Origin of the sequence: Streptomyces violaceusniger Tu 4113 (assembly GCF_000147815.2) — a bacterium.
GTDB lineage: Bacteria > Actinomycetota > Actinomycetes > Streptomycetales > Streptomycetaceae > Streptomyces > Streptomyces violaceusniger_A.
The window spans coordinates 3,227,725-3,239,940 of record NC_015957.1 but is presented as its reverse complement, the minus strand read 5'-3'; the positions used below and the strand labels follow the sequence as shown (position 1 = coordinate 3,239,940).

The window sequence follows — 12,216 nt, the reverse complement described above, 5'->3', positions numbered from 1 at the left end:
CGGACCTCTCCACCGAAGGAGCACATCCGATGCGACAAGCGACCGACGCGCGCCAGGACCCGGCGGGCCCGTCCGGTGACGGCGTCCCCGTCTTCCAGCTGATGGACCCGGAGCTGGTGCGCGACCAGTACGCCTTCTTCGCCCGGCTGCGGGAGAAGTCGCGCGTGTGGTGGGCGGAGCTGCCGGACGGTTCCCGGTGGCTGGTGCCCACCCGCTACGAGGACATCCGGCTGGCCCACCTGGACCCGGTGCTGCGGCAGAAGCCGGACCCGGAGGACGACCCGGTCTCCGACGAGGAGGGCGGCATCTGGCGGATCTACAACGAGCACCCGGTGGTGACCGACCCGCCCAAGCACACGCGGCTGCGCAAGCTGCTCAGCGGTGCGTTCACCGGGCGGCAGACCGAGCGGATGCGGCCGCGGGTCGAAGCGACCGCCGCCGAGCTGCTGGACCGTCTGGCCGAGGAGGGCGCGGACGGCAGCCCCGTGGATCTGATGGAGCATTACGCCTGGCAACTGCCGCTGGTCCTGATCTGCGAACTGCTGGGCGTCCCCGAGGACCGTCGCCAGGTGTTCCACGACTGGTCGCGGAACGCGCGCGACTTCACCGGCGGTGCCACCCACGAGGGCCGAGAGGAGATCGCCTACCGGATCATCGACGTCATCAAGGAGCTCATCGCCGAGCGGCGCGCCCACCCCACCGAGGACCTGCTGGGCCAGATGGTGCAGGCCCGGGACGCCGAGGAGGGCAGGCTCAGCGAGATCGAGCTGACCTCGACCGCGTTCATCGTGCTGCTCGCCGGGTTCGAGACCAGCGTGGGCCTCATCGGCAACGGCGTGCACGCGTTGCTGCGCAACCCCGAGCAGCGGGCGCTGGTGGAGAACGACCCGTCGCTGATGCCGGGCGCGGTCGAGGAGTTCCTGCGGTTCGACCCGTCGCTGTTCCTCACCAACGTCCGGATCTCCGGCGCCCCGACCACTGTCGCCGGGGTCACCATCCGCAAGGGCCAGCCGGTCCTGCTGTCCCTGGGCGCCGCGAACCGGGACCCCGAGCAGTTCCCGGACGCCGACCGGCTGGACGTCACCCGCCATGCGGGCGGCCATCTGACGTTCGGCTACGGCATCCACCACTGCCTGGGCGCCCCGCTCGCCCGGATGGAGGGGGCCATCGCCATCGGGCGGCTACTGGAGCGCTTCCCGCGGCTGCGGCTGGCCGGTGACGGGGACGTGCCGTTCATCCCCAATCCCATCTCCCGCACCCCGCTGACGCTGTCCGTGCTGCTCATCTGACATCCCGCGGGGTGGGTCCCCGGAGCCAGGATCCACCCCGCGGGCCCCGCGAGCGTCTCCGGCCCGGGCCCCGGCCGGGCCGGGCCGGGCCAGAGCCTCACGACCGCGCACAGACGGGGCAGCCCGCGGTGGTGCGGTGGTATTCCCAGGCCGCCCCCGCCAGCGCGACGCCCCACAACACCCAGGAGGCATAGAACGTGAGCGGAACCCACGGGCGCAGCCCGATCTCCTCGACCGGCGGCGTGGCCGGGTCGTTGACGTACCGCACACCCGCCACCAGCGCCGCCGGGGCCACCTCGGCCAGCACCGCGAGGCCGAAGCAGCTCGGCACCAGCACCAGCGGCCGTGGCACCCGCGAACCCCCGACGGCCGGGACCCAGGGCGGGAACGTCCGGCCCCAGGGCCGTACCAGCGCCAGTGACAGGAGCGATCCGGCGAGGGCCGGCACGACCGGCAGCCAGCCGCCCGGCACCGCGTGGATCACCTCGGGCCGGGTGATACCGATGTCGCTGCCGCACTCCCAGGCCAGCTTCACCACCGGGTACGGCAGGGACAGCGCGCACGCCGCGTACCCACTCCACGCCAGGGCCCGCGGCGCGGCCGGGCGCGGTCGGCGCCCGCACCGCGGGCAGGTCCCCGCTCCCTCCCGCACCTGCCACCGGGCGGCCACGAGCGTCAGCGCGGCCGAGCCGAGGGCGAGGCAACGGGCCGCCACCCGGCCCGGGGCCACTTCGGCGGCGTCCGGGTCCGTCGTTCCGGCCGTACGGCGGAGGGCCACGGCCAGCGCGTCGAACAGGAGGTGACTCCCGCCCTGAACCAGTCCCGCGGCCGCGCCGCGCGCCGCCAGCTCCGCGGCCCCGCGCGTCCGGTGCCGGGCCGGCGGTACGGCCGTGAGCGCCACCAGCGCCAGGCCACCCGCGGCGGAGGCGCCCTTCAGCAGCCGCTCGCCGGGGAACGGCTCCCGCTCACGGCGGCGGGCGAGGGCGGTCGCGGCGAACGTGGCGGCGCACCCCGCGACCGCCCACGCCGCCCGGACCCGCCCCCGTCGTTGTGTTGACGCCATGTCAGCTCTCCCGTCCATCCGTTCGCCACTGCCGAGCACACCGTACGAACGGGCCCGTGCGATAGGGCAGTCGGCTTCCAAGAATCGAGAATCGGCAGATCCCATGTCCCAGATCACCGACCCCCTGCTCATCACCGCACCACCCGACCTGTCCGACCCCCGCCGCTACGCCGAGGACGGCATCGAGGAGGTCTGGCGGCGGCTGCGCGCCACCCACCCCGTCTTCCTCACCCGGCGGCCCCACGCCGACGACTATTGGTCCGTCCTCGGCCACGATCCGGCAGCCCGGGTGCTCAAGGACGCCGCCGCCTTCTCGTCCACCGGCGGCATGCGCCTGGACGCCGACCCGACGTCCAACGCGGCAGCGGCCGGGAAGATGCTCATCGTCACCGACCCGCCCCGGCACGGCGGCATCCGCCGCGTCATCAACTCCGCGTTCACCCCGCGCATGGTGGGACGGCTCAACGACACCATCCGGCAGACCGCGGTCGAGGTCATCGAGGCCGCGCTGGACCAGGGCGACGCCGACTTCGCGCAGGTCGCCGCACGCCTCCCGGTCTCGGTCATCTCCGACATGCTCGGCGTGCCGCGAGCCGACTGGGACCTCATGCTCAAGCTCACCATGATCGCCTTCGGGGCGGACGAGAACGCCGGCACCGACCCCCAGCGGATCGCCGAGGCGCACACCGAACTCCTCGTCTACTACGACAACCTGCTGGCCCGGCGGCGGCGCGACCCGCAGGAGGACATCGTCAGCGCCCTCGCCCACGGCACCGTCGACGGTGCGCCCCTGACGGACGAGGAGGTCCTGCTCAACTGCAACGGGCTCATCTCCGGTGGCAACGAGACCACCCGCCACGCCACCATCGGCGGGCTGCTGGCCTTCCTCCGGGCACCCGACCAGTGGGCCCGGCTTCGCGCCGAGCCCGAGCTGCTGCCGTCCGCCGTCCAGGAGATCCTGCGCTTCACCAGCCCGGCACTGCATGTGCTGCGCACCGCGCGGCGCGAGGTGGACCTCGGCGGCCACCGGATCCGGCCCGGCGACCAGGTGGCGGTGTGGCTGCCCGCGGCCAACCGTGACGAGGCCGTGTTCGCCGGTCCCGACCGCTTCGACATCGCCCGTAGCCCCAACCGCCACCTCACCTTCGCCACCGGCACGCACTTCTGCCTCGGCTCCGCGCTCGCCACCAGCGAACTGACCATCTTCTTCGAGGAGTTCCTGGGGCGGGTGGGCCAGGTCGCGCCACGCGGCGCGCCGCGGCGCATGCGGTCCAACCTCATCTGGGGCTTCACCTCGCTGCCCGTCACCCTCACCCGCCTTGCGACCTCGTCGCGCTGACCTGTGCCGGCGTCACAGGCCGGCCCTGAGGACCTCCAGGAGAGACAAGACATGACCACTGTGAACCTGTCCGCCCAGGACCGCCGGGAGACGGGCGCCCTGGCGGCCGAACTGGCCGCCAGCGCTCCCGGCCTCATCGACGATCCGCACTGGGTGGCCGAAGCCCGAAGAATGTCCTGCCGTCTTCCGCTGCGGCTGCGGGAGGCCACCCGCCTCTATCGCCACGACCCCGGCCGCGACGGCGTTCTGATCGTGCGCAACCTGCCGGTGGACGAAGCGGAGCTGCCCCTGACTCCCACCGTGCCCGAGTCGGTGGAGCGCACCGCCACCGTGCCCGCTGCCGTCGCCGTGATGGTCACCCTGCAGATCGGCGAGATAGCGGCGTACCGGGACGAGAAGTCCGGTGCACTCGTCCAGAACGTGGTACCCGTGCCCGGCCGCGAGGGGTCGCAGAGCAACGCCGGCTCCACCCCGCTGGAGCTGCACGTGGAGAACGCGTTCCATCCGCACTGCCCCGACTACGTCAGCCTGCTCTGTCTGCGCAACGACGAGCCCCTGAACGCGGGCACGATGGTGTCATCGATCCGCACCGCCCTGGAGCTGCTGAGCCCCGGGACGCTGCGCGTCCTGCGGGAGGAGCGCTTCACCACCGCCCCGCCGCCGTCCTTCCGCGGCGGCGGCCCCGGCCCCGCGCACGCGGTGCTCAGGGGAGACCCGGACGATCCCGACGTGAAGGTGGACTTCCACGCGACGACCGCCAACGACGACGAGGCGAAGGTTGCCTTGGAGGCCCTGCGGGGCGCGTTCCTCGACGGCGCGCGGACGCTGGTCCTGCGGCCGGGCGAGATGGCCGTGGTGGACAACCGCATCGCCATCCACGGGCGCACCGCGTACCAGCCCAAGTACGACGGCTACGACCGGTGGCTGCAGCGCACCTTCATCCATCTGGACCACCGCCGTACCCGGGCCCACCGGGCCGGCAACGGAAACGTCCTGTTCTGATCCGCTCCTGCTCCGCTCCTGATCCCCATCTGCTCCGCTTCTGATCCGCCCGGCCCGCGGGTCGTGTGGAGAGGGCGGAGTGTCATCCGCGAGGCTCATCCGCCCTCCCCCGCGCGGTGGAGGGCGTCGCCCCCGGGACGGATGCACCCGCCGCCGCTACCGGACAGGCTTGAGTATCGGCACCGCGAAACCGGAGGTCACGGTGACTGTTCCCGCGCAAACCCCGGCCCGCCCCGGGCTTCCGTCCCCGGAGCCCGGGTGGCGGGTGTGGCCGCGGCGGTGGCCCCGGTGGGCGCCCCACGCCGCCGCGGCATGGGGCGTGGTGTACGCCGCCGTCCAGGTGGTCTGGGCCGCGACGGGCGCCACCGTGCCCTGGTCGCCGCATGTCGCCTACGCACCCGGCGTCCAACTCGCGCTGGCCGCCCTGGCCCTGCTGGCCGCCGGCGCCTGTCTGGCCACGCCCCGGCCGCCCGCCCGGCGCGGCCGGGTGGCGGTGACGGCGGTACTGGCCGTGGCGGTCCCCGTCTTCGCGATGGGCATGGCGAGCCTGCCCGCGTACGTCGTCACCTTGGCGTCGTTATCGGGCGTGGAGAGCGCCACCGGCTTCGCCCATGTCCTGCTGAACACCGTGGGCCTGGCCCTGCTGCTGCTGGTCGTCGTCTCCCACCGACGGCGGCTGCGGGGCCGGTGTCCGCGGTGCGGGACCGGGCACACCGGCGACGGCAGCGGACCGCTGGCCCACCCGCCCGCCTCCGTGGCGTCCCGGCGGACCCGGATCCAGGTGTACCTGCTGATGTGCGGCCTGCTGCCGTGGGCGGTCGTCAAGACCATCTGGACACTCGGCGGCGACGCGCTGAGCGTCACGGCGGAGAAGTGGCGCGAGGAGAACGCGGGCGGCTCGGGCGCGGCCAAAGCGCTCGCCTCAGTGGGCATCGACGTCACCGTCCTGGCCGCGCTCGCCGGGATCTTCCTGCTGCTGGGGTTGATGTACCCCTGGGGCCAGGTGTTCCCACGCTGGACACTCCTCCTCACCGGGCGACGGGTGCCCCGCCTCCTGCCCCTCCTCCCGGCATGGCTCTCAGCGATCGGCCTGTCCGTCTACGGCGTCGTCCTCGTGATCTACGCCCCGCTCAGCGCCGCGGATGTACTGCCGCGGCTCAAACCGGACGGCGCGTTCACCTCCAGCGCCGGAATCACCTGGATGGTGCTGTTCGGTGGGCTCGCCTTCGGCGGCCTGGGCTTCGGCCTGATCGCCGCCGCCCGCTCATACGCCGCCCGCACCCGCCCGGTCTGCGCAATCGCCGCTGCCACGGACGCGATCGCGCCTCCAAAAGCCGGACCGGACTGCGACTACGCAAGTCCGCGAGATGATCGCATCATGACTGAGATCGTTCTGATGTCCGACCCACAGGTCGCGGCCGTACCCGTTCAGGAGTGCGGTGAACGGCTCGTGGATGTGAGGCGGGACAGCCGCCTGTTGGTCGACGAGCGGAAGTGGCAGGACTCCGCCGGCGCTTTCGCTCACCTGAGGGAAGGAGTACTTGGCCGACTCCTCGAAGCGCAGGCACAACTGCCTCAAGGGATGCGGCTGCTGTTCGTCGAGGGATACCGCCCGCCATCCCTTCAACGCCGCTACTTCGACGCATACGCGGCCCAACTGCGCGCCACGCACCCCGAATGGGCCGCCGAGCAGGTCCACTCGGCAGCCAGCCGCTACGTGTCGCCACCGCAGATCGCACCGCACAGCGCCGGGGCAGCCGTTGACCTGACGCTCGCTGATGCGGACGGGCGTGAGCTCGACATGGGCACCCGCATGAACGCGACTCCTGAGGAGAGTGCGGGCGCCTGTTACACGCAGGCAGACGACATCAGCCGCGAGGCTCGCTCCCATCGGGACATCCTGAGCACCGCGCTCACCACTGCCGGACTGGTCAACTACCCGACGGAGTGGTGGCACTGGTCATACGGAGACCGCTACTGGGCCTTGCAGACTGGAGCGGCAGTTGCCCACTACGGGCCCATGGAGCTCAACTGATGGCGGACTTCTCGCCTTGTCGACGTGGAACTCGCCTCGATCTCAGCGGAGATGCTTTGACTTCGTGCTCTTCACGATGGTCACCTGGGGGTTCTCCGGGAGGGGGCTCCCGTGCGGTGAGTTCGGCGGGCCACGAAGTCCCGGGATACAAGCCGACCGCTTCGCTCTTCATGCGAACCGTCGCATCAAATCCATGATCGCCGCTGACGCGGACGGCGACTTCGTAGAACGCACGTTGATCGCCACGGCTGGTGATCTTTATCGGCACCATTAACGCGGATCCGCTGCGTACGGGCTTGAACGCCGTCACATCCCCCTGGGTCACCACAGGGTGTCTGAAGTGCTCACCCTCCTTGGACATCCCCGGCGTGACCGGCACGCCACTTGGAGCCGCCGCGGCCGTTCTTTGGCTGCCTCCTCTTGAGTGCGTCATGCCGACCGCCCGAGGGTCGCCTCGCCGCGCCTCGCACCTGCCGGGTGCAGTCGCAGCGTACTGGGACGATGAAGCTCATGCGCTCGTCGGCAAGGGGGATGCGTGGTGAAGGTGGGGGCGGGACGTTCCATCGCGGCGGAATGGGTTGCCCGGCATGCCCGCTCCGATGTGGTCTTTCGCGGGGCGTATTTCAGCGGGTCAACGGTCGGGCTGCCGGACGACGCCGAGTTGCCGCCCTCCTCTGATATCGACATTGTCGTCATCACCGCCACGGACGACCCGCCCGCCAAGCCGGGCAAGCTCCGCTACCGCGACACGCTGCTCGAAGTCAGCTACCTGCCCTGGTCACAGCTCGTCTCCGCCGACGACGTCCTCGCCTCCTATCACTTGGCCGGGAGTTTCCGCACCGACGCGATCATCGATGATCCCACCGGGCACCTGCGCACACTGCAGGCACATGTCGCGGGCCGCTTCGCGGCGCGGCCCTGGGTTCGCCGCCGATGCCAGGACGCCCGCCGCCGGATTGAAACCCGGCTCGCGGCGATCGACGCCTTTGCGCCGTTTCACGAACAGGTGCTGTCCTGGCTGTTCCCCACCGGCGTGACCACCCATGTGCTTCTGGTCGCCGCCCTGCGCAACCCCACCGTGCGCCTGCGCTATCTGGCCGCTCGTGACGTCCTCACCGAGTACGGGCGCCTCGGCCGCTATCCGGAACTGCTGGACCTCCTCGGCTGCCGGAATCTGTCCGCCCGGCGCGTCCAGCACCATCTGCGTGAACTCACCAAAACGTTCGACGCCACCACCGAGGTCGCGACGACCCCGTTCCTCTTCAGCAGTGACATCACCCCGCCCGCACGGCCGATCGCGATCAACGGCAGCCAGGACCTCATCGACCGTGGCGACCACCACGAAGCCGTCTTCTGGATCATCGCGACCTTCGCCCGCTGTCACACCATCCTGGCTGCGGACGCCCCTGAGTCGCACCGCGCTCTCGCCCCCGCGTTCCATGCGGCCGTCAGCGACCTCGGCATCAGCTCGACCGAAGACATCCTCCACCGCGCCGGGGAGGTCACCCGGTTCCTGCCCTGCCTTTGGCAGACCGCCGAGGACATCATGGCGAGCAACCCCGAGATCGGCGGATAGGCGACCACGTCATGAGCGAGTCGCCGGCCCTTCGGCCGGACTTGCGGCGTCGGCGACGATTTCCCGCAGTGCGGCGACATGGCCGGTGAAGGCGTCCCGGCCGGTGGGGGTCAGCCGGGCGCGTACCTTGCGGCGGCTGCCGCTGAGGCGGCGTTCCGTGGCGACATACCCGGCCTCTTCGAGGGTCGCGAGCTGCTTGGACAGTGCCGAGTCGGACATCCCCAGCCGGTCCTTGAGGAAGGCGAACTCGGCCCAGTCGGCGGCTGCCAGTGTCGCCACCAGCGACAGGCGGGTGCTGGGATGGATCAGCTCGTCGAACCGCGCCTCCGTCATGCCCGCGCCCAACGACGCAGCACCCGCAGGATTTCCGGTCCGCCGAACCCGACGACGGCCGCGATCAGCGCCGCCGCCCAGATGCCGGCGTGGGCGGCGCCGTCGGCGTCGAGCGCGAGTGCCACGAGGACAGTGGCGCCGATGAGTCCGAGCAGCATGCCGACCACGACCAGTGGGATGCGGTGGCCGGCGACCGCCGCGCTCACCTGCAGCCGATCCGTGCGCCGGCGGCCGTCGAGCAGGCGGGAGGCGAGCCACCCGTGCCCGATGCCGAAGGCCACGGTCGCTATCCCGGCCAGCCACTGCGGCAGTACGTTGCCGAGTACGCCCAACAGAAGCCAGCCACCAGCCATTGCCCACCAGTAGCCGCGAGGCAAGCCGACTTCCTCGGCCACCTGGCGTTGGGCCCGGTCGACCACGCCCAGTGCGGCGCCGGCCTGCTCAGGAGCGATGTTCTCCATGACGAGGCCTCACTTTCCTATCAGGAAAGTCATCGCCCTACTTTCCTGATAGGCAAGTCAAGGAACTCGGCGAGGGAGCGCTTGGCGGCTAGCGGCGCGCCAGGCCGTCGACCATCAACGCGAGCGTGAACTCGAACCGGTCGTGGCCCTCCCCCGCGGTGAGCTCGGCGGCGTGGCGGGTGGTGTGGGGGAAGGTCTCGGCAGGCAGGGCGGCGAACCGGCGCAGCAGTTCGGCGCGGTCGAGGACCCAGGCAGCGTCATCCTGCGTTGATCGCCGGCGCGCGATCGACACCTCGAGGCAGTAGCCGGCCACGTACAGCAGGAGGGCGTCGATGGCCCAGGCCGCGGTCTGCGGGGCGACGCCACCGGCGAGCAGGATCGCCAGCATTCCTTCGCTGACGCGCAGGATCTCGAGGTCGGTGGGGGCCATGGCGAGCGCGGCGCGGGAGATTCCCGGGTACTTCAGGTACTGGTCGCGCATCTGGGCACATACGCCGCGGATCTGGTCCCGCCAGGCCGCGGGGTCGGCCTCGGGCAGGACGAGCTCGGCGCACAGCCGCCCGATGAGCAGCTCGTCGAGGTCGGCCTTGTTGACCACATGGGCGTAGAGCGAGGCGGGTCCGGTGTCGAGCGCGCCGGCCAGTCGGCGCATGGTCAATGCCTCGTAGCCCTCGGTGGCGACGAGGTCCAGGGCGGTGTCGATGACCTGCTCGACCGTGATCGGGGCCTTGCGGCGCCGCGGCCTGGGGGTGGCTTCGGCGTCGGGGTTCGGCGGCTGGTGGCGCGCCGCGCGTCGCTCTCTCGGGTTCACCCGACCCATCCTAGCTTGACACGAACACTGTTCGTACATAGAACACTGTTCGTGACAGTGAATGTGAACCAGGACATGGACGTGACCGTGGTCGGAGCCGGGCCGGTGGGCCTCGTGCTCGCCGCGGAGCTGGCGCTCTCCGGGGCGAGCGTGCAGATACTCGAGCGGCTGGCCGAGCCGAGCGAGGCGATGAAGGCGGGGGCGATCAATGTGCCGACGGCCGAGGCCCTCGACCGCCGCGGCCTGCTGCCCGCCGCCGAGCAGGTGCAGCGGGAGATGCTCGAGCGGGTGGGGTCGTTCGCCCGCACGGCCGACGACCAGCCACCCGGTGGCGGCCGACGCGCGCCCGGGTCGCGGTTCACCGGGCATTTCGCCGGAATGATCCTCGACGCCGGCCTCGTGGACTGGTCCGATCACGACCTCGCCGCCCACACCGCGGTCGACGGAGGCAGGCTGGTGCCGCAGCGCGAGCTGGAGGAGCTGCTGGCCGGCCATGTCGCGCGACTCGGCATACCGGTGTGTCGCGGGGTGGAGGTCACCGCGCTCGAAGACACCGGCGACGGCGTGCTCGTCGGCACCACCGCCGGCCCGGTGCGCACCGGGTGGCTGGTCGGGTGCGACGGCGGGCGCAGCGCCGTACGCCGCCTCGCGGGCATCGACTTCCCCGGCACCGACCCCGAACTCACCGGACACCTGGCGGTCGCCGACATCGCCGACCCCTCGATGCTCGCCGACGGATGGGTGTGGTCGACCCGGGGGGCGTACCGCTACGGGCCACAGCCCGGGCGGGTGGTCACCGTGGAGTTCGACGGACCTCCCGCCGACCGCTCGGCGCCGGTCACCCTCGAGGAGGTGCAGACCAGTCTGCGCCGGGTCTCGGGCACCGACGTCACGCTGACCGCGCTGCGCGGCGCCGCGACCCGCTGGACCGACAACGCCCGCCAGGCCGCCACCTATGGGGCGGGGCGGGTGCTGCTGGCCGGCGACGCCGCGCATGTGCACTCGCCGTTCGGCGGTCAGGGGCTCAATCTCGGGGTCGGCGACGCGATGAACCTCGGCTGGAAGCTCGGCGCCGTGGTCGCCGGATGGGCACCCGAAGGGCTGCTCGACACCTACGACGCCGAGCGGCGTCCCCTCGGCGCCTGGGTGCTGGACTGGACGCGGGCGCAGATCGGGGTGATGCGCGGGGACGCCGAGTCGGCCGCGCTCCGGGAGGTCGTCGCCGATCTGCTGAGCACGCGGGAGGGCGCGACCTACGCGGTCAAGAAGATCTCCGGTGTCTCGCAGTGCATCGACCTGCCAGGCGACCATCCGCTGATCGGCCGCTACGTCCCCGACCTGCGGCTGGGGGACGGCTCGCGGCTGGTCGACCACGGACACGGCGGCGGGTTCCTGCTGCTCGACCGCTCTCCGGACGGCACGTTCGCCCGCCGCGCCGCGGCCTGGGGCGGGCGGGTGAGCAGCGTGACCGACGGCCACGCGGCGCCGACCGGGGTGTTGGTACGCCCGGACGGGGTGGTCGCCTGGGCCTCCGACACCACCGGCCTCGCCGCCGTCACCGGCCTCGAAGCCGCCCTGCACCGATGGACCGGCGCGCCGACGTCCTCACCGGAGCACGAGGCGGTGGAGCCGGTGCGGTGAGCCCCTGGTGTTCGGCTGACGAACCCGTCGCGGACAGGCCCGGTTGCGGGACGCCGCGCGGGCAACGTTCTCGCAACGTGGCGAGGGGTTCGCTGGGTCTGGCCCCTGACCGCTCGGTGAGCATGATCGGAGAGGGATCGCCCATGGAACGTATCGCGCTGACCCCGGCCGCGGCCGAGCTGATCCGCCAACTGCGAGCGGAGCACGGCCCGTTGATGTTCCACCAGTCGGGCGGCTGCTGTGACGGCAGCGCGCCGATGTGTTTTCCGCTCGGCGAGTTCCGTACGGGCGGGTCGGATGTGCTGCTCGCGGAGCTGCAGGTGGACGGGGTCGAGGAGCCGGTGGGCTTCTGGATGTCGGCCTCGCAGTTCGAGCGGTGGGCGCACACGCATCTCACGGTGGACGTGGTGCCGGGGCGCGGCAGCGGCTTCTCCCTGGAGGCGCCGGAGGGTGTGCGCTTCCTGATCCGCTCACGGTTGCTGGACGACGCGGCGAGCTGAGCGCGGCGCTTGCCGGGGAGCGCTTGCCGGGGAGCGTGGCCTGCGCGGCACGTTCACCTGCGGGGCGCGGCGTGTGCAGGGCGCACCACCTGCACTACGCACCACCTGCGGGGCGCAGCACCTGCGGGGCGCGCCCACCTGCACGACGCACCGCCTGCGCTGCACA

Annotated in this window: 11 protein-coding genes; 7 read left to right on the top strand and 4 right to left on the bottom strand. The window is 71.8% G+C overall.

The window, feature by feature from the left end; all coding sequences use genetic code 11:
* The first annotated feature begins 29 nt into the window (after positions 1–29).
* Positions 30–1,289, top strand: coding sequence for a cytochrome P450 family protein (locus tag STRVI_RS14095; RefSeq protein ID WP_014056322.1), 1,260 nt, complete (start codon positions 30–32; stop codon positions 1,287–1,289).
* A gap of 97 nt (positions 1,290–1,386) precedes the next feature.
* Here STRVI_RS14095 and STRVI_RS46295 read toward each other — a convergent pair whose 3' ends face one another.
* Positions 1,387–2,352: a hypothetical protein gene (locus tag STRVI_RS46295; RefSeq protein ID WP_014056321.1), complete on the bottom strand. Its 966-nt coding sequence runs from the start codon at positions 2,350–2,352 to the stop codon at positions 1,387–1,389.
* 103 nt (positions 2,353–2,455) lie between these two features.
* Between STRVI_RS46295 and STRVI_RS14085 the strand changes: the two genes are divergently transcribed.
* From STRVI_RS14085 to STRVI_RS14065, 4 genes are all read left to right on the top strand, one after another.
* Positions 2,456–3,691: a cytochrome P450 gene (locus tag STRVI_RS14085; RefSeq protein WP_014056320.1), complete on the top strand. Its 1,236-nt coding sequence runs from the start codon at positions 2,456–2,458 to the stop codon at positions 3,689–3,691.
* A 51-nt stretch (positions 3,692–3,742) separates the two neighbouring features.
* Positions 3,743–4,693, top strand: a complete 951-nt coding sequence (locus tag STRVI_RS14080) for a TauD/TfdA family dioxygenase (RefSeq protein WP_014056319.1) — start codon at positions 3,743–3,745, stop codon at positions 4,691–4,693.
* Positions 4,694–6,071: 1,378 nt separating this feature from the next.
* Positions 6,072–6,728: a M15 family metallopeptidase gene (locus STRVI_RS14070; protein WP_043238721.1), complete on the top strand. Its 657-nt coding sequence runs from the start codon at positions 6,072–6,074 to the stop codon at positions 6,726–6,728.
* Positions 6,729–7,263: 535 nt separating this feature from the next.
* Entirely contained in the window at positions 7,264–8,304 is a 1,041-nt protein-coding gene (locus STRVI_RS14065; RefSeq protein ID WP_014056317.1) for a hypothetical protein, read from the top strand.
* 9 nt (positions 8,305–8,313) lie between these two features.
* On the opposite strand, the gene STRVI_RS14060 is transcribed toward STRVI_RS14065, so the two are convergent.
* The 3 genes from STRVI_RS14060 to STRVI_RS14050 form a co-directional block, all read right to left on the bottom strand.
* Positions 8,314–8,637, bottom strand: a complete 324-nt coding sequence (locus tag STRVI_RS14060) for a winged helix-turn-helix domain-containing protein (RefSeq protein ID WP_014056316.1) — start codon at positions 8,635–8,637, stop codon at positions 8,314–8,316.
* The gene (locus STRVI_RS14055; RefSeq protein ID WP_014056315.1) at positions 8,634–9,098 is read right to left on the bottom strand and encodes a hypothetical protein; all 465 of its coding nucleotides are present in this window, start codon (positions 9,096–9,098) and stop codon (positions 8,634–8,636) included. The genes STRVI_RS14060 and STRVI_RS14055 overlap by 4 nt, the downstream gene beginning before the upstream one ends.
* Positions 9,099–9,186: 88 nt before the next feature.
* Complete coding sequence (locus STRVI_RS14050; protein WP_043235895.1) at positions 9,187–9,918, bottom strand: TetR/AcrR family transcriptional regulator C-terminal domain-containing protein; 732 nt, start codon at positions 9,916–9,918, stop codon at positions 9,187–9,189.
* A gap of 66 nt (positions 9,919–9,984) precedes the next feature.
* Between STRVI_RS14050 and STRVI_RS14045 the strand changes: the two genes are divergently transcribed.
* Complete coding sequence (locus STRVI_RS14045; RefSeq protein ID WP_043238715.1) at positions 9,985–11,550, top strand: FAD-dependent monooxygenase; 1,566 nt, start codon at positions 9,985–9,987, stop codon at positions 11,548–11,550.
* A gap of 143 nt (positions 11,551–11,693) precedes the next feature.
* Positions 11,694–12,050, top strand: a complete 357-nt coding sequence (locus tag STRVI_RS14040) for a DUF779 domain-containing protein (RefSeq protein ID WP_014056312.1) — start codon at positions 11,694–11,696, stop codon at positions 12,048–12,050.
* Positions 12,051–12,216 lie beyond the last annotated feature (166 nt).